The organism is Leptolyngbya sp. AN10, from assembly GCF_050565645.1.
Taxonomy (GTDB): Bacteria; Cyanobacteriota; Cyanobacteriia; order Leptolyngbyales; family Leptolyngbyaceae; genus Leptolyngbya.
The window spans coordinates 65,579-91,169 of sequence record NZ_JBNXVP010000012.1 but is presented as its reverse complement, the minus strand read 5'-3'; the positions used below and the strand labels follow the sequence as shown (position 1 = coordinate 91,169).

The 25,591-nt window shown below is 47.4% G+C and carries 25 protein-coding genes; 17 read left to right on the top strand and 8 right to left on the bottom strand.

Going from position 1 to position 25,591, the window contains the following annotated elements; all coding sequences use genetic code 11:
• Positions 1-172: 172 nt before the first annotated feature.
• From ACQ4M5_RS18250 to ACQ4M5_RS18240, 3 genes are all read left to right on the top strand, one after another.
• Positions 173-547 (top strand): hypothetical protein, encoded by a 375-nt coding sequence (locus ACQ4M5_RS18250; RefSeq protein WP_430677085.1) that lies wholly within the window; start codon positions 173-175, stop codon positions 545-547.
• 197 nt (positions 548-744) lie between these two features.
• Positions 745-1,860: a non-hydrolyzing UDP-N-acetylglucosamine 2-epimerase gene (wecB, locus tag ACQ4M5_RS18245; protein WP_430677083.1), complete on the top strand. Its 1,116-nt coding sequence runs from the start codon at positions 745-747 to the stop codon at positions 1,858-1,860.
• The gene (locus ACQ4M5_RS18240) at positions 1,857-2,258 is read left to right on the top strand and encodes an ACT domain-containing protein (protein WP_430677082.1); all 402 of its coding nucleotides are present in this window, start codon (positions 1,857-1,859) and stop codon (positions 2,256-2,258) included. The genes wecB and ACQ4M5_RS18240 overlap by 4 nt, the downstream gene beginning before the upstream one ends.
• A gap of 248 nt (positions 2,259-2,506) precedes the next feature.
• On the opposite strand, the gene ACQ4M5_RS18235 is transcribed toward ACQ4M5_RS18240, so the two are convergent.
• Complete coding sequence (locus ACQ4M5_RS18235; protein ID WP_430677081.1) at positions 2,507-3,133, bottom strand: response regulator; 627 nt, start codon at positions 3,131-3,133, stop codon at positions 2,507-2,509.
• The gene (locus tag ACQ4M5_RS18230) at positions 3,130-4,245 is read right to left on the bottom strand and encodes a sensor histidine kinase (protein ID WP_430677080.1); all 1,116 of its coding nucleotides are present in this window, start codon (positions 4,243-4,245) and stop codon (positions 3,130-3,132) included. The genes ACQ4M5_RS18235 and ACQ4M5_RS18230 overlap by 4 nt, the downstream gene beginning before the upstream one ends.
• 336 nt (positions 4,246-4,581) lie before the next feature.
• On the opposite strand from ACQ4M5_RS18230, the gene ACQ4M5_RS18225 reads away from it, so the two are divergent.
• The 8 genes from ACQ4M5_RS18225 (at position 4,582) to ACQ4M5_RS18190 (ending at position 10,393) form a co-directional block, all read left to right on the top strand.
• On the top strand, positions 4,582-5,556 hold the full coding sequence (locus ACQ4M5_RS18225; protein ID WP_430677079.1) for a fasciclin domain-containing protein: 975 nt from the start codon (positions 4,582-4,584) through the stop codon (positions 5,554-5,556).
• Between the two features lie 103 nt (positions 5,557-5,659).
• Positions 5,660-6,418, top strand: coding sequence for a hypothetical protein (locus ACQ4M5_RS18220; protein WP_430677078.1), 759 nt, complete (start codon positions 5,660-5,662; stop codon positions 6,416-6,418).
• Between the two features lie 8 nt (positions 6,419-6,426).
• Entirely contained in the window at positions 6,427-6,543 is a 117-nt protein-coding gene (locus ACQ4M5_RS18215) for a fasciclin domain-containing protein (RefSeq protein ID WP_430677077.1), read from the top strand.
• 166 nt (positions 6,544-6,709) lie between these two features.
• On the top strand, positions 6,710-7,285 hold the full coding sequence (locus tag ACQ4M5_RS18210) for a sigma-70 family RNA polymerase sigma factor (protein WP_430677076.1): 576 nt from the start codon (positions 6,710-6,712) through the stop codon (positions 7,283-7,285).
• Positions 7,286-7,310: 25 nt separating this feature from the next.
• Positions 7,311-8,111 (top strand): anti-sigma factor domain-containing protein, encoded by an 801-nt coding sequence (locus ACQ4M5_RS18205; protein ID WP_430677075.1) that lies wholly within the window; start codon positions 7,311-7,313, stop codon positions 8,109-8,111.
• 208 nt (positions 8,112-8,319) lie between these two features.
• Positions 8,320-9,330, top strand: a complete 1,011-nt coding sequence (locus ACQ4M5_RS18200; RefSeq protein WP_430677074.1) for a fasciclin domain-containing protein — start codon at positions 8,320-8,322, stop codon at positions 9,328-9,330.
• Between the two features lie 169 nt (positions 9,331-9,499).
• Entirely contained in the window at positions 9,500-10,123 is a 624-nt protein-coding gene (locus ACQ4M5_RS18195; RefSeq protein ID WP_430677073.1) for a hypothetical protein, read from the top strand.
• A 135-nt stretch (positions 10,124-10,258) separates the two neighbouring features.
• Positions 10,259-10,393: a fasciclin domain-containing protein gene (locus ACQ4M5_RS18190; RefSeq protein WP_430677072.1), complete on the top strand. Its 135-nt coding sequence runs from the start codon at positions 10,259-10,261 to the stop codon at positions 10,391-10,393.
• A 115-nt stretch (positions 10,394-10,508) separates the two neighbouring features.
• On the opposite strand, the gene ACQ4M5_RS18185 is transcribed toward ACQ4M5_RS18190, so the two are convergent.
• The 3 genes from ACQ4M5_RS18185 to mgtE are packed head-to-tail and all read right to left on the bottom strand — an operon-like array spanning position 10,509 to position 13,568.
• Complete coding sequence (locus tag ACQ4M5_RS18185; protein WP_430677071.1) at positions 10,509-10,967, bottom strand: DUF29 domain-containing protein; 459 nt, start codon at positions 10,965-10,967, stop codon at positions 10,509-10,511.
• Between the two features lie 32 nt (positions 10,968-10,999).
• A complete protein-coding gene (locus ACQ4M5_RS18180; RefSeq protein WP_430677070.1) occupies positions 11,000-12,181 on the bottom strand; it encodes a DNA double-strand break repair nuclease NurA in 1,182 nt (393 codons plus the stop codon).
• A 34-nt stretch (positions 12,182-12,215) separates the two neighbouring features.
• Positions 12,216-13,568 (bottom strand): magnesium transporter, encoded by a 1,353-nt coding sequence (gene mgtE, locus ACQ4M5_RS18175; RefSeq protein ID WP_430677069.1) that lies wholly within the window; start codon positions 13,566-13,568, stop codon positions 12,216-12,218.
• 328 nt (positions 13,569-13,896) lie between these two features.
• Between mgtE and ACQ4M5_RS18170 the strand changes: the two genes are divergently transcribed.
• From ACQ4M5_RS18170 to ACQ4M5_RS18160, 3 genes are all read left to right on the top strand, one after another.
• A complete protein-coding gene (locus ACQ4M5_RS18170; protein ID WP_430677068.1) occupies positions 13,897-14,355 on the top strand; it encodes a hypothetical protein in 459 nt (152 codons plus the stop codon).
• A 195-nt stretch (positions 14,356-14,550) separates the two neighbouring features.
• Positions 14,551-14,673, top strand: coding sequence for a hypothetical protein (locus ACQ4M5_RS18165; protein ID WP_277881347.1), 123 nt, complete (start codon positions 14,551-14,553; stop codon positions 14,671-14,673).
• A gap of 89 nt (positions 14,674-14,762) precedes the next feature.
• Complete coding sequence (locus tag ACQ4M5_RS18160; protein WP_430677067.1) at positions 14,763-16,406, top strand: MBL fold metallo-hydrolase; 1,644 nt, start codon at positions 14,763-14,765, stop codon at positions 16,404-16,406.
• Here the strand turns inward: ACQ4M5_RS18160 and msrA are convergent.
• Together msrA and glgA are read right to left on the bottom strand one after the other, a co-directional pair.
• A complete protein-coding gene (msrA, locus tag ACQ4M5_RS18155; protein WP_430677066.1) occupies positions 16,391-17,035 on the bottom strand; it encodes a peptide-methionine (S)-S-oxide reductase MsrA in 645 nt (214 codons plus the stop codon). The genes ACQ4M5_RS18160 and msrA overlap by 16 nt on opposite strands.
• Before the next feature lie 229 nt (positions 17,036-17,264).
• Complete coding sequence (gene glgA / locus ACQ4M5_RS18150; RefSeq protein WP_430677065.1) at positions 17,265-18,743, bottom strand: glycogen synthase GlgA; 1,479 nt, start codon at positions 18,741-18,743, stop codon at positions 17,265-17,267.
• A 156-nt stretch (positions 18,744-18,899) separates the two neighbouring features.
• On the opposite strand from glgA, the gene ACQ4M5_RS18145 reads away from it, so the two are divergent.
• Entirely contained in the window at positions 18,900-20,330 is a 1,431-nt protein-coding gene (locus ACQ4M5_RS18145) for a glycosyl hydrolase family 57 (RefSeq protein WP_430677064.1), read from the top strand.
• Positions 20,331-20,491: 161 nt separating this feature from the next.
• Here ACQ4M5_RS18145 and ACQ4M5_RS18140 read toward each other — a convergent pair whose 3' ends face one another.
• On the bottom strand, positions 20,492-21,721 hold the full coding sequence (locus ACQ4M5_RS18140; protein ID WP_430677063.1) for an LL-diaminopimelate aminotransferase: 1,230 nt from the start codon (positions 21,719-21,721) through the stop codon (positions 20,492-20,494).
• A gap of 189 nt (positions 21,722-21,910) precedes the next feature.
• Here ACQ4M5_RS18140 and mrdA point away from each other — a divergent pair, with 189 nt between their 5' ends.
• Entirely contained in the window at positions 21,911-23,686 is a 1,776-nt protein-coding gene (mrdA, locus tag ACQ4M5_RS18135) for a penicillin-binding protein 2 (RefSeq protein ID WP_430677062.1), read from the top strand.
• A gap of 57 nt (positions 23,687-23,743) precedes the next feature.
• Entirely contained in the window at positions 23,744-25,540 is a 1,797-nt protein-coding gene (locus ACQ4M5_RS18130) for a DNA polymerase III subunit gamma/tau (protein WP_430677061.1), read from the top strand.
• Positions 25,541-25,591 lie beyond the last annotated feature (51 nt).

The window sequence follows — 25,591 nt, the reverse complement described above, 5'->3', positions numbered from 1 at the left end:
GATCCCACTCAATCATTTGCATAGATTAATTTCGTAGTTTAAACTTTCTTTAATTACTATTCACCTTTTCTAATCATTTCCCTATACTGACTTTCATGAGAGCGGTCACTAAGCCGCCAACGAAAAAGCTTTCGTACTACTAAATAAACCGTATTTTCTAAGGAGTAAAGTGATGACCTTGGCAAACAGTCAATCTGTAGAGAATTCTGCTATCTTGTTTACCCTCAAAAGCTTCTCGGTCTGGGTATTTACGTTGACTGTCTGCATGATTGTGGTCGGATTTCCAATGTTTATTTTGGTAGTTTCGCTGAGTGCTTTCGCGGCATTTGTCCTAAACACAATTCTGCCCTTTAGCTCGATTTTGTTCGTCTCTGCTGTTGTGATTGGTGTCCATGCGTTCGGCATTATGTTTGCCTCGGCTTGGTTAACCTCCAAAGGGGTTCATCCTCAAGAAGTTGAGTTCATGCGCTGGTTGGGTGGCAAAGAAAACCCGCTGCACACTTCGGTGTATGCGTCCTGCCCCTTGACTTGCGAACTTAGCGAATAAATACATTTTTCATTCGGTGAACTGGTCTGACTCCCCCGGCTTCGGTCGGGCTTTTTTATGAGAATTAACTTTACATTTCTTAATTCTATTTCTACACCAGATCCCGAATTATGATGAGTGAGCGATCGACCAATGCTCCGGACTTTTACGGGCAAAACAGAAAATTGGATCGTTCCCTTGTTGTTTGGTGAGTTCCGATGCTTAAGTTGCCGATTCCCGTTTGTCTGATTGTAGGAACGCGCCCCGAAGCGATTAAGATGGCTCCGGTGATTCAGGCGTTTCAGCGATCGCCCATTTTTGATACTCAAATTGTTCTAACTGGTCAACACCGCGAAATGGTGGATCAAGTAATGCAACTCTTTGATCTATCAACGCAGCACGATCTGGCGATTATGCAACCGAAGCAAACGCTGACGGATATTACCTGCTGGGCACTGCGCGGATTAGAGGAACTCTTCCAACAACTCCAGCCGCGAATAGTTCTCGTTCAAGGAGATACGACGACTGCTTTTGCTGCTGCTCTAGCTGCGTTCTATCAGAAAATTCCAGTCGGTCACGTTGAAGCAGGATTGCGAACCGAGAATGTGTTCAATCCTTATCCTGAAGAAGCAAATCGGCGGTTAGTTTCACAGATTACACAGCTTCATTTTGCGCCCACTGCGTTGTCGGTTCAAAATTTAGAGCGATCGAGCGTTTTAGGTGAGATTCATCAAACCGGAAATACGGTAATCGACGCGCTGTTGACGGTTGCCGATCGTAATCCGCCTTGTGAAATTCCTGGTCTCGATTGGTCGAAGTACCGCACGATTTTAGCAACCGTTCATCGTCGCGAGAATTGGGGTCAGCCGCTCGAAGACATTGCCCAAGGATTTCTCAAAGTTCTGACTCAGTTTGAAGATACAGCTTTACTCCTTCCTCTGCATCGAAATCCAACCGTTCGCGAACCATTAACTGCAATTCTTGGCGATCATCCCAGAGTGTTCTTAACGGAACCTTTGGACTATACCGATTTAGTTGGAGCAATGAAACGCTGCTATCTATTGTTAACGGATTCGGGCGGAATTCAAGAAGAAGCACCAAGCTTGGGTAAACCTGTCTTGGTATTGAGAGAGACGACCGAGCGACCGGAAGCAGTGATGGCAGGAACGGCGAAACTGATTGGAACGAATTCGGACAATATCTTGAAAGAAGCAGGGGAATTGTTGAGTAGTCTGATCGCATATCAAACAATGGCAAATGCCGTTAGTCCCTTTGGAGATGGATTAGCTTCTGAGCGAATTGTTCAAATTGTAGAACGGTATCTATCAAAGTGAGTGGAGAAACAGATTTAACAACGCTGCTTAAATCGATGAATCCTGTTTTGAGACAGGGTGAATATGTCTTTTGCAGCGTTGATTTTGAGGATTGGTTAAGGCTGAATCCGATCGGGGTTTTTCGAGAAGAGGAAGGACTCACGCTAATTCTCGATCGACAAATTGCCGATCAATCCAATATTCCTTACGCCTCGACTTTTCGCTTAATCACATTATCAGTTCACTCTAGCTTAGAAGCGGTTGGATTTTTAGCCGCAATTACTAGCAGATTGGCTGCACAGGGAATTAGTGTGAACGCAGTTTCAGCCTACTATCATGATCATCTTTTTATCCCAACTGCACAGGCAGATCGAGTCATAGAGTTACTGGATAGGTTCATTAGTGATGAGAAGTTCTAGTTAGAGCATTATTGGAAAAATTGATTCGATCACGCTTTAGAGGGTGTTTGAAAAGTAATCGTTGATCGCATTCACCCGCCCGGAAATGAATCTCCGGGCTAATCAGGGAAGCCCACTAAACTGGGCTAAGAACTCCGAATGATTCTCCCAGCCCGCTTCAGCGGGGTTTCTTCCATTAGCCCGGAGATTCATTTCCGGGCGGACTGGCAACGCAGCAAAGCCGCTTTTTATACTTTTCAAACACCCTCTTAGAGCAGATGGCGTTGTGCCCAGAGTGCGGCGGCAATACGATCGCGCATTTCTAACTTGCCCAAAATTTGTGTAACGTGATTTTTCACCGTTCCTTCGCTGAGATAGAGTTCTTGTGCAATCTCTGTGTTGTTCTTGCCTTCACCGACGAGTTTTAACACTTCGATTTCTCGTTTGCTCAGTGCACTCGGCACAGTAGTGCAGGATGGGGTTTTGAGTTGAGAAAAGGCTTTTGTTGCAATGGTCGGACCAAGTTGACTGTAGCCCTGTGCGACAGATCGGATCGCTGCCGCAATTTCAGGCGCGGGTGTCCGTTTGAGAAGATAGCCTAATGCTCCAACTTGTAGCGACTGGAGAATGTATTCATCATCATCAAACGTTGTCAGGACTAAAATCCGAATCCACGGATAGCATTCACGAATGATCTGAGTTGCCTGCACCCCATTACAGATCGGCATTTGCACATCCATCAGAATGACGTGCGGTTGTAATCGTTTTGCTGCGTCGATCGCTTCTTGACCATTCGCAGCCTGTCCCGCAATTTCTAGATCTGTCTCAACGGAGAGCATCGTCGCGAGTCCTTGCCGGAAAATCTCTTGGTCATCTGCTAACAGCAGTCGAATCATAACGGGATCGTGATGTGAATCTGAGTACCCTGAGCGATTTCGGTCTGGATCTCAAACTGACCGCCGAGGAGTTGAACACGCTCCATCATACCCTGAAGCCCAAATCCGGGCGTAAAAGTATTCTTGTCGAATCCAATGCCGTCATCTAATATGTCGATCGTAATTCCTTGAGTGGTTTGCTGTGCAGAAAATTGAATGTGAGATGCTTTAGCGTGTTTCTGAACATTCATCAATGCCTCTTTGACTAAGCAATAGATTTGATAGCTCTGATAGATGGGGAGAGTCGGAAGATTCACTTTCCACTCTACTTTTAGACTAGAGGTCTGTCTCAATTGTTCCAGCAGAGCAATTAAGGCTTGATTGAGATCAAAGTCAGATTCACGCATTCGCCTCACTGCTTGACTCACATCCTCAATACATTGCCGAGCAAGTTGTTTTGCAGTGTCAACGGCTTGAAAGGCTTGGGTTGGATTGTGTGATCGTAATGTTTGCGCGACGGCAAGCTGAGTATCCAAATCAGTCAGCGTGTGCCCTAAAGAATCGTGGATTTCTCGTGCAATGCGGGTACGCTCTAAGGTTGCTGCGAGAGATTCAACTTGCTCTGATAGTTCTTCAATTTGCTGGTCTTTTTTCTGCTGCATGACAATCATGTGACTCAGCATCAGCGTGAAGAAACTAGCAGCCGCATAGATCGCGATCGTAAAAAATACAAACCGAATCGGATCGATCGGATTTAGACCCAGTTGACGGGATTCCCTCGTATACTCATTCAGTGCCCAAGGAATTGCGGTTAGTGCAACTAATGCGATCGCAGTTCTTCGTCCGAGTAGAAAGTAACTTTTAGCAGCATACACTTGTAGAAATAATCCCAGATTCACGCCAAAAACGCCTGGGACTAATACCGCGATCGTTCCTAGCACCACATAGCTGAGGCGTTGCCATCGCGGACGATGCAGCGGAAAAATCCAACTCATGAGAAACAGCACGCCGCAACTGATTAATACGATCGACAAATTATAGCCAGATGCACTCAGCAACATTCCCAGATGAGCAATGAGGAAAGTCCATTCTAGAGATCGGAAGAATTGGGGAAGCGATCGCAGGAAAACCATAGTGAACGAGCGTAGTTGTACAGCAGCGACTTCTAATTGCCACTACCATACTGTATTTGTTTAAGTGACTGACCATGACCTGGGTCATGTTTTTCTGTGCATCTCCGGACTACTCTGCGCTTTCACTCCTGGCTAGAATACTGCACATGGCTACCAAATGTTAGGGCACTGCACAGCGCGAATCGCGAAAAAAGATTAAACCGATCGCACTCTCACTTCGTAAGCTGATCAAGAACAAAGTTCGCTCTGAGTTCTGATGCGGAAGGAGCAGTGCAAATCCAGCAACTTCCATTAAAAACGTTCTCTCAAGCTACTCTTTTGGAGCTTTCTACTACTATGAAACTCGCTTCTTTGTCTAATGCCGCTCGCACTTTTGGCGTGATGGTTTTGCTCACTGTGATGGTTGGTACAACTGCACAACAGTCCACTCAAGCTCAAGATACCTTTCCAGGTTCCGGTACTCTTGCTCTGAATGAGGATGGGATTTGCCTTGCCCAAAATATCATCTATCAAGAGTTTGGAGGTATCACCTTGTCTCCAGAGCAACAGGCAGCCTACCGGGAACTTGAGGCTAGAAGCAATGCAAGACTTGAAGCGATAACCGCCAACACCAAGATTGTCGAAAACGCATCAGTCTGGACTCCGGAACAGATTGCAGAAGGTCAACGGATTGGTCGTGAGTTGGAAGCTCAAACGATGGCGCTTCTGACACCTGAGCAGCGACCCATCTATCAAGCTAACTTAGAGGTTCAACGCAGGATTCAAGCCTGTACTCAACCCATTCCCTTTGATAGAATCTTATCCCCTCGCCCGTATGTGCAACAATCTGCTCAAGTCTCGATGTCAGGCACATCGAAGTCCAATGTTGCCGCGACCCGTCCGGCTCAATCCTCTCAAACGATCCTTGATATCGCCGCTGCCAATCCCGACTTTTCGACCTTGGTAACAGCAGTAAAAGCCGCAGGATTGACGAGAACGCTATCTGGAAACATCCCTATCACTGTTTTTGCACCGACGAACGAAGCCTTTGCTGCCTTGCCCAAAGGCACATTGGAAAGATTGCTCAGACCAGAGAATCGAGCAACCTTGAGAAAAGTACTGACCTATCATTTTGTATCGGGTGCAGTTGAGTCTACTAGCGCACTGCGCGCTGGATTCGCGGGAACGGTCGAAGGCAATCCTGTGGCGATTACGGGAAATCGCAATCAAATCCGAGTGGACAATGCGACCGTAGTTTCGGCAGACGTGAAAGCAAGTAACGGGGTGATTCATGTCATCGATCGAGTTCTGCTACCCCCTGATCTCAGATAGTCCTGGCATCAGATGAAACCAGTAGGCAATATGACCTGTCTGCTGGTTCACAAAGTTAATCAAACCTGACTCTCTCAACTTACCTTTTGGAGATTTTACTGCAATGAAACGACCCGGTTTATTTAAGACATTTTGCACTCTTAGTTTGGTGACGATGCTCTCGATCGTTGCCCTCCCAACCATGGCGAAAACGGCTCAAGCTCAAGACATCCCAGACGGGATTGAGTTCCTGACGCGAGAGCAGCTAGAACAACGTAGGCTAGATGAGCTAGAACAATTTAAGATCTGCGATCGCGTATTTCAAGAAAACAGTAATGTTCAATCGGATGGAGGCTTCTTTTTTGATGACCTTCAAGGATTGAACTTGACGGATGCCCAGAAAAAGGCTTACGAAGCCTTAGACGCGCAAGCGGAGGCGAGACGAGCGGAGCTATATAAACAGACGATCTCTGTCGCAGATCCGTTGGCAACCGTTTCGTTCTTGTATCTCGCACCCAGCACTCCCTTGAAGGTTCAAGACGCAATCAACGCAGAACTCGATCGCAAACCGACAATGGATCAATTGGAATCGCTAAATCAGAGGTTTGAGAAGAGATTTGGGAAGTATGGACTCTTTATCGGTTCCTACATCACCTATCTCACACCAGCGCAACAGACGCAACTCTCTGAGATCAGCACCGATTTTTATCGCCAAGTTCAAGCCCTCATGACCCCTGAGCAACAGCCACAATACAGCAAAAATCTGGCAGCTAGACTCCGGATCAATGAAGTCTGTGATGCAAAACAACCCGTTTCCGGTTATCCAGCACTGGGAAGAATCGTCAAACAGTCACCCAGCACAAAAGCCGCTCAACCTAAGTAGCAGTTCGGGTGAATCGCGATCGTATTCAAGTCAACAATGCCAGAGTCACTTCGGCGGATGTGAAAGCAAACAATGGGGTGATTCACGTGATCGATCGTGTTCTGCTACCCCCCGATCTCAGATAGTCCTGGCATCGAATGAAATCCAGTGGGTGGCGCAACCTGCCTGCTGGTCACACATTTTTAAAGTGTACTGACTTGGGACAAAGCGCGATCGCGCAAAGCCTCGTGATGCAACTACCCAAGCTCTCACAATATATTGCCTCTACATTTTTTCTACTCACCTCGATCTATGGATTTGCCGCCTATCGCCCCTGAACAACCCACAGACCTGGAGCTTTTTTTAGCAATTCAGGCACAGCAGGTCAAAGCGCTAGACACCCTGTACGATCGCTACGGCAAGCTAGTTTACAGCCTCGCCTTCCGCATCCTGAACAACATTGAAGAAGCCGAAGAAGTGACGCAAGAAACCTTCCTTCGCCTCTGGCAGCGCAGCAACCTCTACCAGCCAAATCGCGGATCGCTCAGTGGATTTCTGATCACCATGACCCGATCGCGATCCCTCGATCGACTGCGATCGCGATCTGCCGCTCATGCAAAGATTCAGCGATTTCAGGTCTTCTCAGAGGGTGCATCAAACTACAATCCAGCCCTAGAATTTGCTATGGTTCAAGAGCGTTCTCATCGGGTGCATGAAGCGCTCAAGCAGCTTCCATCGGCTGACCGACAGCTTTTAGAAACTGCCTACTATGAAGGGTTGAGCCAGTCAGAGATTGCGAAGCGACACGGCATTCCCCTCGGCACTGTCAAATCCCGCGCTCGTCAGGCACTCAAAAAGCTGCGTGCCGAACTCGCTCCCCTCGTTTGATCGTTCCTACCTCACCCAGATCACCATGACTCGCTCCAACGACGACACCAACCCGATTGATTTAGCAGCAGGCTACATCCTCGATGATCTCAGTCCTGAGGAAGTCGATCGCTTAAATCAGGCGCGTAAAGATCCAGCGATCGCTCAAGAAATTGCCACCTTCCAAGAAGCCTTTGCGCTCCTCCCCTACGATACGCCAATGCTCGAACCCTCCCCCCGCCTCAAGCAAAAAATTCTCAGTGCTGCCATTCAGTCCGCAGCACAACAGCCCAACGTAGTTCCCCTCGCTCGACGCAACTGGAGACGCTGGATTCCGGCAATCAGCACAGGAATTGCAGCCGTTGCAGTCGCGGCTCTAGGTTTTAGTCAGTTCGCTCAACAGTCTCAGCAAACGATCGCGCTCCAGCGACAACTCGAAGCAACAAACACTGAAATTGCGCGGCTCCGGGATGAACTGCAAACAAACCAAGCAACGATCGCACGGCTGAGTCAACCGGATACGCAGGTGTATTCATTGGTGAGTGCGACATCCAACCGCGCAACGGCTCGTGTATTGTCGAACAAGCGCGATCGGACTGTGACACTCGTTGCCCAGGATCTTCCCAAGCTTCCGAAGAATCAAATCTATCGACTTTGGGCGGTTGCAACTCCGGCAGCGGCTCCAACGTACTGCGGAGAGTTTCGCCAAGATGACACCGGGAAAGCTCAATGGATTGCTCCGAATGTAGCCTGCACGAAGAATCCTTCGCGGTTGTTGATCACGCTGGATGCTCCGAGCGATCCGATTACTTCCGCAGGTCCATTAGTGATGAAAAGCTCTACTTAACTGAGTTTGAATGGGTACGAAACTTCCGAGATTTTGAAAACCTCGGAAGTTTTTGATTTATTCATAGCAATGTTGAAAAAGATTTGATCCGATCGCAATCTCGCTTCGTATGCTGATCAAGAACCAAGCTGAGTTCTGATTCAGAAGCAGCAACACAAGCTACTTCCACCAAACCCTACTCTCTCAACCTACCCTTTTGGAGATTTTCATGAAACGTATCTTTCGTTCAAAATCGCTTCGTACTCTGAGTTTGATGGCGATGCTCACTGTTATCGCTGGAGCATCTGTGCAGCAGTCCTTGCAAGCTCAAAGCAAAATCGAAACTTCTTCCCAGAACACTACATTAGCTCAAGCTTCTCCTCGTCAGACCAACACGATCGTGGATATTGCCGCCGCCAATCCCAACTTTTCGACCTTGGTAACAGCCTTGAAAGCCGCAGGATTGACGGGAACGTTATCTGGTAACACTCCTCTCACTGTTTTTGCTCCAACCAATCAAGCCTTTGCTGCATTGCCGAAAGGAACCTTGGAAGCATTACTCAAGCCAGAAAATCGAGCAACTCTGAGAAAAGTGCTAACCTATCACGTTGTCCCTGGTGCAGTTGAATCCAGAACGCTGCGCTCTGGGAGAGTGGCATCGGTCGAAGGCAATCCCGTCACGATCGCGGTAAATCGCAATCAGATCCAAGTGAACAATGCGAGAGTCACTTCAGCCGATGTGAGAGCAAGAAATGGCGTAATTCATGTTATCGATCGCGTTCTGTTGCCCCCCGATCTGATGTCCAAGACTACTCCGCCCCGACAATCCCGAACGATCGTAGATATCGCCGCTGCAAATCCAGAATTCAGCACACTCGTTACAGCGCTCAAAGCAGCAGGACTGACCGAAACACTCTCTGGCAAACAACCGTTCACCGTCTTTGCACCAACTAACAAAGCTTTTGCGGCACTGCCAAAGGGAACTCTGGAGAAGTTGCTAAAACCAGAGAATCGCAATCTGCTTCGGAAAGTCTTGACTTATCATGTTGTGTCGGGCGATCTGATGGCGAAGAATCTGCGCTCTGGGCGAGTGGCAACGGTGGAAGGGAGTCGCGTCAACGTCCGAGTCGGACATGGCAGAATCAGAGTCAATAACTCCAATGTGGTGAAAGCTGATGTTGATGCAAGCAATGGAGTAATTCACGTGATCGATCGAGTGCTGCTCCCCCCGAATCTGTAGTTCTTGCTTCAGAAAGTCTGATGACTGAGCTAAGTAGTATCACAGCTTTCTCAGTCGATCAGACTGCACTGCGATCGCTAGTCCGAAACAAGACTAATCCGATCGCACTCTCACTTCGTAAGCTGATCAAGAACAACGCTCTCTCAATCTTTTGGAGATTTTCACTGTTATGAAACTTACAAAATCGCTTCGCACCTTTGGCTTGATGGTGATGCTCTCAGCAATGGTTGGCACATCTATGCAACAATCTGCTCAGGCTCAAACTCGATCGCAGAATCGAACTCAACCCAAAGCTCCTGTCAGTTGCGTTCCTCTTAGAAATGGTTTCTTCTTTGAGTTCCAAGGCATCACGTTCACTCCTGAGCAAGAGGCAGCATTCCGCAGATTTTCAGCCGAACTGAGTAGAAAGTCGGAAGCTCAACTTGGACCTATTCAGACCGAAACCATGAAGGACACAAGTGTTGACGTTGCAGTGAAGGAAGGAGTCGGACGCGAGATCGATAAGGTTTGGAAAGAAATTACCGACATGATGAGCGCGATGGCACAGAAGAAAGTACCTGCTGATCAGCAAGTGGAATTGCTGACCAAGAAGTACGGTCGGTATGCAACCTTCTCCCTTCCCCAGAGATCGCGTTTTACGCCAAAGCAAATCGCAATCAAGGACAAGCTGAACCGCGAATTTGAAGCTCAAATGATGTCCATCTTCACGCCTCAGCAGCAAAAGGTCTATCGCGAAAACTTAGTGATCAAACGTGGACGTGAAGCTTGTAATCCAGACAAAACATACGGTTAGAATGCTCTTCATCTGATGAAGGTTCGAGGTTGAAACAGAAAGCGTGGTAGTTGTCATCGACTCTTACTATCTGGCTCTACTAAGCTTTTCGACAACTTCTGAGAGCTACGCCCTAACCTGTTGCGATTCACTTGATTGTTTGCTGATTTCTGCTCTAGTCGCGATCGCATCCAAGTCAACAATGCGAGAGTCACTTCGGTAGATGTGAAAGCGAGCAACGGTGTGATTCATGTGATCGATCGAGTTCTTTTACCCCCCAATCTCAAATAGTCTTGGCATCGCATGAAACCAGTAGGCAAAGCGATCTGTCTACTGGTTTGAGATTTGATCGCGATTCTGAAGCTCGACATTGTTTGAGCTTCATTGTCTTCTAGTCATGAAAATGTTACGAGAATTCGGATAAATCGGCTTCTAGAATTTGGTCGATCGAGTAAGGACATTCGCCAGGCAATGTCTCAATCGGTAATTCCGTCTCAGCACTCGCTTGTTCAGCCGCGCTTTCATAACACTCAACAAGAACTTCTTCAAGATAGTTTTTAAGGCTAGGCGAGTCTCTGAGTACTTTTCTGATGCGTCTACGATGTTCGATGATGCTACCTGACCAACTTCCTGAACGCCGACCTGATTGATACTGCCACTTTAGAAGATGAAGTAAAACAACGACCAAATTGCTTTCTAAACTGCGGCGTTCACGTTTTGGCATATCTTCAATTTCATCGACCAAATTTTTCCAATCGACCTGCTCATAATTTTGATGTTTGAGCTTCTCGATCGTGTCTTGAAGCCATAGGTAGTAATCGACTTCATACAAGTCTGACTGGCTGACTTTAAGTTCTGTATTCATGTGAACCTCTCAGCATTGTGATTCTCTCAATTCTATGCAATGCTGCCACGTTTCCGGGCTTCTTTATAGGAAGTTCCCACGTTTCGTAAACCTGCTTTGATCATCTGTTGTTCCAGCAAGGCAAAAAATCGAGCGCGATCGCCTCCTCTCACAACTGCCTGATTGTGCGCTTCCGCCAAAGCAACCGGATACCCATATCCTTTCTGCACTTGAGCTAAGACTAAACTTAATGCAGAATTCAACATCACCGAATCTTTCGCCACCCAAGCCGGAACTTCGACCCGCGCAATCTCACTTCCCACATTCACATAGCAGAAATGAACTGCATGATCACCATAAAATTCCTGAATCCGCGCCGAACTTTTCCATAAAGGGCTTCGTTCTCCAGGCTGTAACAACATTCCCCAAATTGCAGCATCTTTGAGCGGATCTAACACTTGGCAAGGCGCTCGATCGCGAACTTCACTACAATGACTCGCGCAATCGGGAGCGAGATAAGCACAGCTTTGAAGCCGTAAAAAGTTCATCGCTTCTCCACTTCTAGACGCACTGATGTAACCAACTAGCGGAATGTCGATCGCTCTTAATTGATCCCATGCTGCAAGAATTGGGGTGAGAATGCGATCGCGTCCCTCTGCTGGCATCTGTTCCAAAAACCAATAAATCAACGATCCATCAACTAATGAAATCGTTGGCGCACTCATTTCATCACTCAAAGCTTGTCCCAGTTCTGCCAGAATTTGCGCCTCTAATGCGGTTCGCTGATAGCCCATCCATTCCTCAGTCCGAATGCCCCATTGCCTTGAAACATAAAGGTCTTCAGGACGATAGAACACTTCTGGCAAGCTATCTAATAACGGTAATTTACTCTGTCCGTAATGCAGAATGATTCGTCCCACATTAATCAAGTAGCAATATGCAATTTCGTGATGGCTTGGTGCAATTTGAGAACCATCCGTTGCAATCACGGTATGAGCAGCGGGAGCCGGATCAATCTCGATGCGAGTGTCCAAAGGTTCGATCGGGATTGCAGCAGTGAAACTTAATCGATCGCGCCACAGTTCGTGAGCTTCGACTAATTCGGATTGTCGATCGTGCGCTTGTGCCATGAGTAATCTGGCTCGATCGAGTCTTTGTCGAGTCGCGGTTGCCTCTAGCGTCAACTGTTGGCTAATTCCCTGCATCTGTTGAGCAAGCTTTGTCAGATCTAGCATAAAAGAGCGGATGAACTACCCTTAATCCTAGAGCCTAAGTCGCGAGTTTCAACACATTGATGCTAAATGTAATCAGCGTTAAGAACGTGATAAAGCCGATCGAATCGAGCAAAGTCGTGACTAAAGGACCACTGACCAAAGCCGGATCGAGCTTCAATTGCTTCAATCCCATCGGCAGCAAAGTTCCCAACGTAACCGCAACCATGCTATTCGTTGCCATCACGATCGCAGCAACAACGCCGACCCATCTTTCCTCTGGCTTTGTCCAAATCAGCGACAGAATAAACATCGTAATTCCTAGCGCAAGAGCAGTTCCCAATCCTGCAAGAAGTTCCTTTTTGAGAATCTTCAGCGCATCTTTTGAAGTCACTTCTCCAACACCCAGCGATCGAATCGTTACAGTTAAAGCTTGAATTCCTACTGTTCCGCCCGTATTTGAAAATAACGGCATGATCACCGCGAGTACAGGAACCGCCGCGATCGTGGATTGAAACGGCGAAATCGCACTCGAAGCTCCGATGTAAAGCCCCATGATTCCAAGCAACCAGGGCACACGATTTCGGAGTTTTTCCAATGGGGTTGAAAGCGAAGATTCGTCACCGCCACCCCCCGCGAGCTTTTGAATATCTTCGGTCGCTTCTTGTTCGAGAATATCGACCACATCATCGACCGTGATAATTCCAACGAGGCGATCTTCTCGATCGACCACTGGAACCGCAATCAAGTCATAGCGCTTCATCAGTTGCGCCACTTCTTCTTGCTGCATATCGGTACGCGCTCTGATGACGCGATCGCTGCCAATATTTTCGATCTTCGTATCCGGAATCGAAAACACCAACTGCCGCAAAGACACAACCTGCTTGAGTTTCCGATTATTGTCGGTTACGTAAGCGTAGTAAATTGTTTCTTTATCCCGGTCAGCCAATCGAATCTTGTTCAACGCTTCGCCAACCGTCAAACCTTCCCGCAGTCGGACATATTCCGTGGTCATCACCCGACCTGCGGTTCCTTCGGCATACCCTAGAATCGTTGCGGTGGCTTGCCGTTCTTCGGGACTGAGTTGTTGAACTAAGCGTTTAACGATTCCAGCAGGCAACTCATCGAACAACTCGGCTCGATCGTCCGGGCGCATCGATTCAACAATATGACGCACTTGAATATTTTGCAGTGAACCAATCAGCGATTCTCGCACTTCAGGCGGCAAGTACTCAAACACATCCGTCGCTTGAGTTTTATTCAACAATCGAAACGTAATCGCCCGCTGTTCGGGTTCGAGTTCAGTAATGTAATCGCCTACATCGATCGCAGGCAGTTCATTGAGTTCCAGCTTTAAGCGGTTTAAATCCGAGATACCCGCGAGCGTTGCTCGACTGTCTTGAGTCAGCATTTAACTTTTCTCCTCGATCTTCCTCGCGCTGGAAGACCAAAGGCATCCACGCTAGGAAAGGTTTGCTGTGTTGGATAAATGGACTTCGTCCATGAATATGTAAGAACGCAACATCAATACCCCTAGTGGGCATCGCTGGCTCCATGCTAACCCTGAAACTGAATTTTCACAATGTTTCCGAGAACACGGAGCGGAAAATCCCGTCTTTTGGCGTAAGCGAACTCGATCGATGGTCTACCCTAGTTGGTATAGTTCCTCTTTCCAGCTACGCAGTTCAAAAACAGGAAAAGTTTCAACTCAAATGATTCGAGGGTTTTTCATTTTCAATTTGGTTCTTTTTATACTGAGCGGCTGTCGGTCTCCCGAACCGATCCGGATCGAAGTCACACCTTCCCCAGTTTCATCTACGCCAAAACCGTCTCCCACACCCAAAGGAAAGACGATCGCGGTTAATATTTTTCAGCTAGATAATCAATGCAATCGATTTGTTGCGACGAAAGAAGCCGTTCCCGCGAATCAACCTGTGACGCAAGCGATCGCGAAAACGCTCTTAAAAGCCAATAGTGAGAGTCTAGATGTGGCGGGCTATCGCGTCAGAGTAAAGTCTGGAGTCGCAACGATCGATTTTCGTCCGATCCCAAATGCACGTCGATCGCTTTCTACTTTGGCAAATTGTGAACAGTTGGCACTCTTTGGCAGTGTGCGAAGGACTTTGACGCAGAATCGCGCTTTGAAAATTAAATCAGTGAGATTTACCGATCGAGGTCAACTGATTCGACCTCAGTAAGACAGTACGATCGCAAAATTTTTACTGATTCAGCGATCCACAAAATAAAGTCTTGAGACTTCTACCTTTAGGAGAATCTAAGATCAATCTGTGGTTTCTTGGGCTAAAAGCAAATTAGCTTTAGGATTGTTCAAGATTTGTAGCATCAGTTCTTATTCCCGCTCTTGTACACTTATCTAAAAGGATGTACCAAAAATGGATGTCAAACTCGTTTTACTCGTGCTTTCTGGCGTTTTTACCGTAGCTTGTCTGTTCTTTGGAACACGCAACGGGTTTTATGATACCGATAACTATCATGGCAACGGTTCCGCGCATTAAAATAGACCCTCAAACACAGAAAGCGAGGTGACAAACTCCATCCTCGAATTCTGGATGTTTGTAATTCTGAGTTTCTCTAGGGTGGATTCGTGACGCAATTGGAGTGTTTCCCTTACGGTGCAGGACACAGCGACGAAGGTATTTGTCTCCTCGTTCGGATGGGTCCTTATCGAATTTTGCTGGACTGTGGGCTGTCGGATCTATCTGCGCTTTTGGGTGATGGAGATCCTTCTACGCCCGCAGATGTTGTTCTGTGCAGTCACGCCCATTCGGATCATGCTCAAGGACTGCTCAGTTTGCATCGAGCGTTTCCACAGTTGCCGATTTATGCGAGTGAAGTCACGACGCAGCTTTTACCGCTGAATTGGCTGGATGAACCGGGTCGCGTTCCTCAGTTTGTTCATGCGCTACCTTGGCGATCGCCCGTTGAGTTTCAGGATGGACTCACGGCTGAATTGTTCCCAGCGGGACATCTTCCAGGTGCGGCTGCCATTTTGTTAACTTATACGCCGCCAGAAGGTCGATCGTATTCCGTTCTATATACCGGAGATTTCTTTTTATCGAATTCGCGATTGGTGGAGGGCTTGCGACTAGAAGAATTGCGAGGATTGCGCCCGGATGTCGTGATTGTTGAAGGAACTTACGGAACAGCGAGATTTCCACACCGAAGACAGCAAGAAAATCAAATTGCGGAAAAAATTAGTCGGGCACTCAGCGATCGACAATCGATCCTTTTCCCGCTTCCAATGGTCGGACTCGGACAAGAACTCCTAATGTTGCTCCGAAGCCATCATTTATTCACTGGACGGGACATCGATATTTGGGTCGATGGAACAGTTGCCTCCGGGTGTGATGCGTATTTGGAACTGTTACCGCACTTACCCGCATCGGTTCAGAATTTTGCGAAACATCAATCGTTGTTTTGGGATGAGCGAGTGCGTCCGAGAGTTCGGAGATTGCATCCAGAACAGCGATCGCTGGTCGGTGAATCGCCTTGTGTGGTGCTAACGGATTTCTCGATCGATTGGCAAGAATTCTGCGAAGACAGTCCTGAACGCTGGCTGATTCTACTGCCGCACCATTTAGAAGAAGGCTTAATCGAGATTTCGTCAGAGTTCGATATTGAAACGTATGTGTTAGCACAGCATTGTGATGGGGCAAGTACCACGCAGTTTATTCACAACTTACGTCCACAGCACGTCATCTTTGTTCACGGCGATCCGAACTATCTCGCGGACTTGACCGGATTAGATGAATTGCACAATCGCTATCATCTGCACTCTCCCGCATCGGGAAGCTTAGTCGAATTACCGATCGGGGAAACATTTCTGCAACCTGCACCGCCAGAAACAACTTACGAGGGCGAACTTGCAGAGCTTGGAACAGTCGTGACGATTACGCTACCGGATGCGATTACGAATGATTCGAGATGGCGATCGATTTCTGATACGGGACTCGTCGAAGCTCGCTGGCAAGGTCAGGATCTCGTGTTGCGGGGCTTGTCTCAGCGGGAATTGATGACGCAGAACAATGAGCGATCGCCTGCTTGGATGGAGAGTGACGAAAGAGATTGCTGTTTCCGGTGTCGGCATTTTCGAGGACAACGCTGCTGGAATCCGGGATCACCGTTGTTTAATTTCAAAGTGACCCCAGACGGATACTGTCCAGTATTTGAATCGGCTCAAACTGCGATCGAGCCGATTCGCGAAGATGTCGATCAAGCTCCGGGATAGCAGACTTTCGTGCCACCTAATCCACAGTAGCCATTCGGATTTTTAGCAAGATATTGCTGATGATAGTCCTCTGCGTAGTAGAACTCAGGGGCATCTAAAATCTCAGTCGTGATCGGCTTGTAGCCTGCTTTTGCGAGTTCTTCCTGGTACATCTTCAACGATGCTTCTGCGGCTTGGCGCTGTTCATCGTTGTAGATATAAATGCCCGATCGATACTGTGTTCCGACATCATTACCCTGGCGCATTCCTTGAGTCGGATCGTGACTTTCCCAGAACACTTTCAGAAGCTTTTCATAGCTAATCACTTTCGGATCGTAAGCAACTAGCACCACTTCATTATGTCCGGTCATACCAGAGCAAACTTCTTGGTAAGTCGGATTTGGAGTGCTACCTGCCGCATATCCAACTGCGGTCGAATAAACGCCGTCTTGCTGCCAGAATTTCCGTTCTGCACCCCAGAAGCAACCCAAACCAAAGACTGCGGTTTCAATTCCAACGGGGAATGGAGCCTGCAACGGATGACCATTGACGAAATGTTTCGCGGGAACGGGCATTTTTGTCGATCGACCTTTGAGCGCTTCATCCGGGGTCGGAACTGTAAGCTTCTTGCCAAATCCAAATAAGACCATTTGTTTTTACTCTCAATGTTCATACTTCTAGATTTTAGCGTGAACGCTGATTTTGCTTAGGAATGTGAATCTAATCACTCCGAACGTTTGGCGAATAGAATTCGCAGCTACACAGACAAAACCCGCCGTCGCGGGTTAAGAAACTGGCTGTTAGTCCCGCCGAACGCGGACTTCGTTTGTATAGCCGCGAATTCTATTCGCCACGGCGTTCACATCGCAATTTAGCAATCTAGTATTTATGCCGGATACGATCGTACATCGCCACATACTCTTTCGCCGGATCTTTCCAAGAATAGTCGTACTTCATTCCCTGAGTCGCTAACTGATTAAAGACTTTCCGATTCTGTCCCCAAAGGTCAAATGCCCGCCCCATCCCCGATTCGAGCGCGACGTTATCCGATTCGTAGAATACAAATCCATTGCGTTCTTCAGGTGGATGAGCCTGATCATAGTCATGATCAAACACTGTATTGACCAATCCACCGACACCCCGAACGATCGGCACTGTTCCATACTTCAGAGCAATGACCTGTGTTAATCCACAAGGCTCGAAGTTACTCGGAACAACAATCATATCTGAGCCTGCATAAATCAAGTGCGATAGTTCCTCGTTGAATCCAAGTTCGATATGGCAGTCTGGATTGTTGTTCAGGAATTCTTTCTCGTGTCTAAACCATTCGTCGATCGCTTTTTCCGTCGCTGATCCAAGCAATATAAACTGTCCGCCTCGCTCTAATGTGTAGTACATCGCATGATGAACGAGATGAACGCCTTTTTGGTCATCTAAGCGACCGACAAAACACACGATCGGCTTTTCTGTTTCTTGCAATAACAACCGTTCGCGAAGGGCTTTAGTATTGTAGTGTTTCTGCTCGAAGCTATCCGCAGAATAATGGTAGGGAAGATATCGATCGTTCTCTGGATTCCAAAAGCCATAATCAAGCCCGTTGAGAATTCCAGTGAATTTGTCTTGATGTACCTCTAAGGTATGCCCCAAACCATAGCTAATTGTTGTATGTCGAGCTTCCCAAGCATGATGCGGCGAAACCGTATTCACAGCATTCGCGTAAACAATCCCACCTTTCATAAAATTGATCGAGAACGGATTGAAATTGTCTCTCAGCTTGTCATAGCTAAAGTAGTACTCCGGTCGTCTAAGCTGCGTCGCTTCTAGGATATCCGAACCACCAAAGCCTTGATGCTTAAAGTTATGGATGCTGTAGCACACTCGCTGATTTGCCATGCCGTGATACTTATAAATCTCAAACAGCATCACAGGCACTAATCCAGTTTGCCAATCATGACAATGAATCACATCTGGTCGCTTGTTGCTTTGTAGTAAGAATTCCAGTGCAGCCTTACTAAAGAACGCAAAGCGCATATTGTCATCATTGCAGCCGTAGTAGCATCCTCGATCGAAGAAAAAGTCTTCAGTATGCGGCTCAATAAAAAAGCAAAGTTGACCATGCACCCAACCGCAATATACCGAGCAATGCACTAAGCCATCGAACCAAGGTACATACAAATTGACAAAAGCCTCATGCAGTCCCCAAATGTGGTCATACCTCATGCAGTCATACTTTGGCAGAATCAATTCGACGCAGTGCCCTTGACTTTCCAACTCCCGACTCAGCCCGTAGACCACATCTCCTAAGCCTCCCGCTTTGATCACCGGGGCGCATTCGGAGGCAATTTGCACGATGTACATTTGTATCCCCTTACTTAACAAAAATTCATTTTTGATGTCTTTATTCAATACGTAAGCCTGCTTTTTTGCAAGAGAAATCCCTCTTCTGTCTTAAAACTTAAACCCGCTCTCAGAACGTCCGATCTATGATTTGAGCCATAGATATAGGCATTTTCCATGACTGCAACCCTCACCAAACTGCCCCCGATTTCGGGCGCAACACTGCCTCAGACATCTTCTCCCGTCTTTTTACCGACCACAAATTTAAGATTAGATGCGATCGATTCCGCGTTCGCCTGCGCTCTCCACATGCACCAACCGACGATTCCTGCTGGCATGAATGGCGAATTGATCAGCAATCTACAACACATGTTCGAGCATCCGAACCAAGGCGACAATCACAATGCGGGTGTGTTCGCTTGGTGCTACGGTCGCATGGGCGAATTTATCCCGGATCTGATTGCTCAAGGCTGTAATCCGCGCATCATGCTGGACTATTCCGGGAATCTGCTCTGGGGACTTCAGCAGATGGGACGGGATGATATTTTGAATAATTTGAAGAAGATAACTTGCGATCGACAATTCCAACCCTACGTCGAATGGCTCGGTACAATGTGGAGCCATGCAGTCGTTCCATCTACTCCCATTCCCGATCTCAAGTTGCATATTCAAGCATGGCAGCATCATTTCGCTTCAATCTTCGGAATCGATGCACTTCAACGAGTTCGAGGATTTTCGCCACCAGAGATGCACTTACCGAATCATCCTGATACCTTGTTCGAGTACATCAAAGCGCTGAAAGAATGCGGTTATCAATGGTTGTTAGTTCAAGAACATTCTGTAGAGTGCTTAGATGGTTCAAGTTTGCCGCACGATCAGAAGTACATTCCAAACCAATTGGTTGCACGTAATTCTAATGGCGAAACAATTTCGATCACTGCATTAATTAAAACTCAAGGCTCAGATACGAAATTGGTCGCGCAAATGCAGCCTTATTTCGAGGCAAAAACTCGATCAAAGCAATCGATCAATAACACTACAATCCCTTCACTCGTTTCGCAAATTGCAGATGGGGAAAATGGCGGCGTAATGATGAATGAATACCCGCGTGATTTCTTCAGGATCTATCACGAGATTCGAGACTCAGGCAACAATCATTCGGGTGTTGTCGCAATCAATGGAACAGAGTATTTAGAATTAATTGAATCGACCGGAGTTGGTGCTAACGACTATCCTGAGATTCAAGCGGTTCAGCAACATAAGATTTGGCAGAAGGTGGATCACATTACGCCTGAAAATGTGGAAAGAGCGATCGCGCAATTGAAACAAAATGACGATCGCTTTCACATTGATGGCGCATCTTGGACAAATGATCTCAGTTGGGTCAGAGGCTATGAGAATGTTCTAGAACCGATGACCGAACTCAGTGCACTATTTCATCAGAGGTTCGATACAACCGATCTAAGCGTCACGGAACAATCGAACTATCAAGAAGCATTGATGTACAACTTGCTACTACAAACCAGTTGTTTCAGATATTGGGGTCAAGGGGCTTGGACGGACTATGCTCGTGAAATTTATCGACGTGGAAAATCTGTCTTGAGTTAAATGATGGAATGCGACAGAGATTTATCGATCGCTCTGTCGCATTAATCAATTTAGAGGATGTTTGAGAAGTATAAAAAGCGGCTTTGCTGCGTTGCGAGTTCGCCCGGAAATGAATCTCCGGGCGGATGAATGCGATGAACGATTGCTTTTCAAGCACTCCCTTAGAACTTTGCTGTAATCCGCTTCATTGCTTCGACCACATTTTCGCGACTGTTAAAAGCAGAAATTCTGAAATATCCTTCTCCCGCTGCACCAAATCCCGATCCGGGTGTTCCCACAACATTACAAACATTCAGCAACTTATCGAAAAAGTCCCAACTCGATAAACCATCCGGCGTTTTCACCCAAACATAAGGAGCATTCACGCCACCATAGACGGCAATTCCCGCTGCTGTTAACTGTTCGCGAATGATCTTGGCATTTTCCAAATAGAAACTCACCAATTGTTTAATCTGAGCTTGTCCTTCTTCGGAATAAACCGCTTCTGCGCCTCGTTGAACAATATAAGAAACGCCATTAAATTTAGTCGATTGCCGACGATTCCAAAGCTTCCACAATTCCACATCAGAACCATCCGAAGCCTTCGCAGTCAGAGTTTTCGGAACTACTGTGAACGCGCATCGAGTTCCAGTAAATCCAGCATTCTTCGAGAACGATCGAAACTCGATCGCACAATCCCGCGCTCCTTCAATTTCGTAAATCGATCGCGGCAATGTCGGATCAGTCACATACGCTTCATACGCCGCATCAAAGAAAATGATCGTGCCATTCGCCTTCGCGTAATCCACCCAAGCTTTCAAGTATTCCTTCGTTGCAGTCGCACCCGTCGGGTTATTCGGAAAACAGAGATACACCAAATCCACTTTCTGCGAAGGAATCTCAGCCGTAAAGTGATTCTCAGCCGAAATTGGCAAATACACTAATCCGCCGTATTCCCCGCTCTCGTTGGCATCTCCGGTATTTCCCGCCATCACATTCGTATCGACATACACGGGATAAACCGGATCAGTGACTGCGATCGTATTGTCGTGCCCAAAGATTTCCAAAATATTGCCGCTATCGCACTTTGAGCCATCGGACACAAAAATCTCAGACGCATCAATCTCGCACCCACGAGCCTGAAAATCGAACTTCGCAATCTTTTCTCTCAGCCACTCGTAGCCCTGTTCAGGACCATAGCCCTTAAACAAACCGCGATCGCCCATATCCTCGATCGCTTTCACCATCGCACTGCGACACGCTTCCGGGAGCGGTTCAGTCACATCTCCAATTCCCAACCGAATAATCGGGGCATCAGGATTCAATTGTGCGAAGGCATTCACCCGACGAGCAATTTCGGGAAACAAATAGCCAGCTTTCAGCTTCAAATAGTTGTCGTTAACGGTTGCCATGTCACTCGGTTAAATCAGATCTGACTCACCATTATTCCTCGATTTTACGCAGGCTTCAAATAATGATTCCGGAGCCATCCTAATCCCCTACGAAACTAGAAAAGGACGATCGCACACCGACTGAGTTTCTGTTACAGTAAGTGCGAATGTCCTGAACTTGTCTGAAAGTTAACCTTCACTACGTGACGTATGGCGAACTCGTCTTTCTCATCTACCAATTCTTGGGTCAGTAAAGCGCGATCGCAGCGATCGTTCCGGGCTGTGATTCTCTTCATGCTTGCCGCTGGCTTGATGAGCGTGTGTGGATTTCGTCTGGCATATCTCCAACTCGTCGAAGGCAGACACAATCGCCAACTCGCGGATCAAAACCGCATTCGATCGATTTCCATCGTCGCCGATCGCGGAAATATCATCGATCGCAAAGGGAAAACGATCGTCGTCAATCGATTATCTCGATCGGTTTATCTCTACCCGCGTGAGCAAACCAAAGAACAATGGCAAGTTTCGGCACAACGCATCAGTGAACTCTTAGACATTCCCAAAGAAGACATCATCAAAAAGCTCGAAGAAGTGCAATATAAATCGGTTTCCCCAGTCCGAATCTTACGGGGACTCGATGAGAAAAAATACACCGCACTTTATGAAATCGGACAAATTCGCGGCTTAGAAGTCCAAGCCGAATCAACCCGCCAATATCCCTACGGCAGCCTCGCTGCCCACGTTCTCGGCTACATCGGAGAAGCGACCAAAGAAGATTTCAAAGCCAATCCCGAATTTCCCAATGGAATGCTCGTCGGACAAATGGGAATCGAACGCATTCAAGATGCGACTCTACGCGGAACTTGGGGCAATCGATTAATCGAGGTCGATTCTGGCGGAAAAGAACTGAAAATGCTCGGAGTGCAGCAACCCATCGCAGGCTTGCCGCTACAAGTCACACTGGATGTCAAACTGCAACAAGCCGCAGAAAAAGCACTAGGCAACCGTCGAGGGGCAGTGGTCGCACTGGATGTCAAAACTGGAGCCGTACTGTTGATGGCAAGCGGTCCCACATTCGACCCAAATATCTTCACTCGCAAAATCAGCCAGAAAACCTGGGATGCGCTACAAAGCCAAGATCATCCTTTCCTCAATCGCACGTTACAAGGCTATCCTCCCGGAAGCACCTTCAAAATCGTGACTGCAATGGCAGCAATGAAATCCGGTCATTTCTCCGCGTCTTCCATGTTGCCGACATTCAGCGCCATGAACATCGGGGGAACGTTCTTCCACGAGCATGGAGATGCCAGCTACGGCACGATCGGGTTTCGAGATGCCCTAGCTGTCAGCAGTAATTCTTTCTTCTACCAACTCGGTATGAAAATCGGACCTGAAGCGATCTCCGAATGGGGAGGACGTTTTGGAGTGGGTACGACTTCTACAATGGGCTTAGATGGCGGCAGTCACGGCATTATTCCAACTCCTAAGCAGAAGGAGCAGCAGTTCAAAGAACCTTGGTACGTTGGCGATACCGTCAGTACTTCGATCGGGCAAGGCATGGTACAGATGACCCCACTTGAAATGGCGGTCATGGTTTCAACGATCGCAAATGGCGGAAAACGTATCAAACCGCATCTCTTGAAGAGTCAAACCTACCAGTCGAATATGCAGCCAGAATCGTTAGGGTTTGAACCTTCTGCACTCAAGGTCTTACAAGAGGGACTGACCGCAGTAGTTCAAGAAGGAACCGCCCGCAGTCTAAACGATGGCTCGATCCCGCTTACCGCTGGAAAAACAGGAACCGCAGAAGTTCAAGGACAAGAAGACAACTCGCTGTATGTTGGTTACGGTCCTGCGAACAATCCGCAAATTGCGATCGCAGTCGTGGTCGAAAACGGTGGATACGGTGCAACTTCAGCCGTTCCGATCGCGCACGAAGTCTATAAAGCCTTTTTCGGAGTCAAACCCACGCCAAAATCAGAATAAGTCCCAAAGTCGCACTGAGCTTGGTAGGATCAATCAGTCGATTTGCACAAGCGCCCTGTGACCTACATTCCCCTCCATCATAAGTATCGTCCCCAAACGTTCTCACAGCTTGTGGGTCAATCTGCGATCGCCACCACGCTTTCTAATGCGCTCTTGCAGAACCGCATCGCTCCCGCCTATCTCTTCACTGGCGCACGCGGTACAGGTAAAACTTCCAGCGCCCGCATTTTTGCAAAATCACTGAATTGCATTTCTGTGAATGCTCCGACGGATAAGCCTTGTGGCGTTTGTCAGACTTGTATCGAGATCACTAAAGGTAATGCTTTAGATATCATTGAGATTGACGCTGCAAGCAACACTGGAGTAGATAATATTAGAGAGTTAATCGAACGCTCCCAATTCGCACCAGTGCAATGCAGATACAAAGTTTATTGCATAGATGAATGTCATATGCTTAGTAATGCGGCGTTCAATTCTTTATTGAAAACTTTAGAGGAACCACCGGAACGAGTTGTTTTCATTTTAGCGACCACTGATCCACAAAGAGTATTACCCACGATCATCTCTCGCTGTCAGCGGTTCGACTTCCGCCGGATTCCGATCGACGATATGACCCAACACCTAAAAATGATCGCCGAGAAAGAACAAATCGCGATCGCAGATGATGCCCTCTATCTGATCGCCCAAATTTCTCAAGGCGGACTCCGCGATGCCGAAAGCCTTCTCGATCAACTCAGTCTTTTAGCTGGAGATATCACAACTGAACGAGTTTGGGATCTTGTTGGTGCAGTTCCAGAGCGGGATTTGATGGCGCTGATTGAAGCGATCGCACAAAATCATCCCGAATCCGTTCTCGATACGACCCGCCGTTTAATGGATCGCGGACGAGAACCTTTGATTGTTCTGCAAAATCTAGCCAGCTTCTACCGCGATTTACTCATTGCAAAAACCGCTCCCGATCGAGGCGATTTGGTTGCACTCACATCCTCAACTTGGACACAGTTATGTGAGTTTGCTAAGGGAATGTCGATCGAAACAATTCTCTCCGGTCAACAACGTCTAAAAGAAAGCGAAATTCAACTCAAAAACTCGACACAACCCCGACTCTGGTTAGAAGTGACACTCATGGGACTGTTAGCTTCTGCTACTTCAGTTGAGCAACCGACTCGATCAATTGAGCAACCAACTCGATCGATTTCTCGTCCCGTTTCCAAACCCGTTGAATCTGTTAGCTCACCTGTAGAAGAACCACCAAAACCTGTAGAAGAACCGATCGACGAACCCACTCAAACTGAGGAAACAGATCTTGATCGCTTATGGCAAAACATCATCAGTAATATTCAACCCTTTGGCACTCAAGCTCTATTCAAACAACACGGCAACCTAGTTTTATATGACGGTGAAGCAGCACAAATCAGCTTTCCACAGAAGCTTTTACCGATGGCACAAAGTCGATCGAAAAGCATTGTTGCTGCTCTGAATAAAACCTTTGGAAAAGAGATCAAATTCAGCTTAGTTGCTGCCTCAATCACCGGAACGAACGAGGAACGCACTACAAACATCCCCACTCCAACGGCTGAACCTTCAGACCCCGAACCCGAACCGATTCGCGATCGCACTCCCGATCCCGAACCCTTTCCTGAAGAACCCACTCCCGAAGCTTACACACGACCCGATTGGGATGAAGACGAAGTGACTCGCGCCGCCAGAACACTCGCTGAAGCCTTTAATGGCTCCTTAGTCGATGATGAGGCTGATATCGATACGATCGATGTTTCCGACCTCTCTTCTGACATCGCCCCGTTAGAAGACACGATCGAAGAAAACGACGAGGACGACGATACCGACTTTTAAAGCAAAAACCGCGGTCGTAAAAAGTACGATCGCGGTTCAACTTTTCAATTT

Coding starts and splice junctions, on each gene's coding strand:
- ACQ4M5_RS18250 (WP_430677085.1), top strand. CDS start 173: ATGACCTTGGCAAACAGTCAATCTGTAGAGAATTCTGCTATCTTGTTT.
- wecB (WP_430677083.1), top strand. CDS start 745: ATGCTTAAGTTGCCGATTCCCGTTTGTCTGATTGTAGGAACGCGCCCC.
- ACQ4M5_RS18235 (WP_430677081.1), bottom strand. CDS start 3,133: ATGATTCGACTGCTGTTAGCAGATGACCAAGAGATTTTCCGGCAAGGA.
- ACQ4M5_RS18230 (WP_430677080.1), bottom strand. CDS start 4,245: ATGGTTTTCCTGCGATCGCTTCCCCAATTCTTCCGATCTCTAGAATGG.
- ACQ4M5_RS18225 (WP_430677079.1), top strand. CDS start 4,582: ATGAAACTCGCTTCTTTGTCTAATGCCGCTCGCACTTTTGGCGTGATG.
- ACQ4M5_RS18220 (WP_430677078.1), top strand. CDS start 5,660: ATGAAACGACCCGGTTTATTTAAGACATTTTGCACTCTTAGTTTGGTG.
- ACQ4M5_RS18210 (WP_430677076.1), top strand. CDS start 6,710: ATGGATTTGCCGCCTATCGCCCCTGAACAACCCACAGACCTGGAGCTT.
- ACQ4M5_RS18205 (WP_430677075.1), top strand. CDS start 7,311: ATGACTCGCTCCAACGACGACACCAACCCGATTGATTTAGCAGCAGGC.
- ACQ4M5_RS18200 (WP_430677074.1), top strand. CDS start 8,320: ATGAAACGTATCTTTCGTTCAAAATCGCTTCGTACTCTGAGTTTGATG.
- ACQ4M5_RS18195 (WP_430677073.1), top strand. CDS start 9,500: ATGAAACTTACAAAATCGCTTCGCACCTTTGGCTTGATGGTGATGCTC.
- ACQ4M5_RS18185 (WP_430677071.1), bottom strand. CDS start 10,967: ATGAATACAGAACTTAAAGTCAGCCAGTCAGACTTGTATGAAGTCGAT.
- ACQ4M5_RS18180 (WP_430677070.1), bottom strand. CDS start 12,181: ATGCTAGATCTGACAAAGCTTGCTCAACAGATGCAGGGAATTAGCCAA.
- mgtE (WP_430677069.1), bottom strand. CDS start 13,568: ATGCTGACTCAAGACAGTCGAGCAACGCTCGCGGGTATCTCGGATTTA.
- ACQ4M5_RS18165 (WP_277881347.1), top strand. CDS start 14,551: ATGGATGTCAAACTCGTTTTACTCGTGCTTTCTGGCGTTTTTACCGTA.
- msrA (WP_430677066.1), bottom strand. CDS start 17,035: ATGGTCTTATTTGGATTTGGCAAGAAGCTTACAGTTCCGACCCCGGAT.
- glgA (WP_430677065.1), bottom strand. CDS start 18,743: ATGTACATCGTGCAAATTGCCTCCGAATGCGCCCCGGTGATCAAAGCG.
- ACQ4M5_RS18145 (WP_430677064.1), top strand. CDS start 18,900: ATGACTGCAACCCTCACCAAACTGCCCCCGATTTCGGGCGCAACACTG.
- ACQ4M5_RS18140 (WP_430677063.1), bottom strand. CDS start 21,721: ATGGCAACCGTTAACGACAACTATTTGAAGCTGAAAGCTGGCTATTTG.
- mrdA (WP_430677062.1), top strand. CDS start 21,911: ATGGCGAACTCGTCTTTCTCATCTACCAATTCTTGGGTCAGTAAAGCG.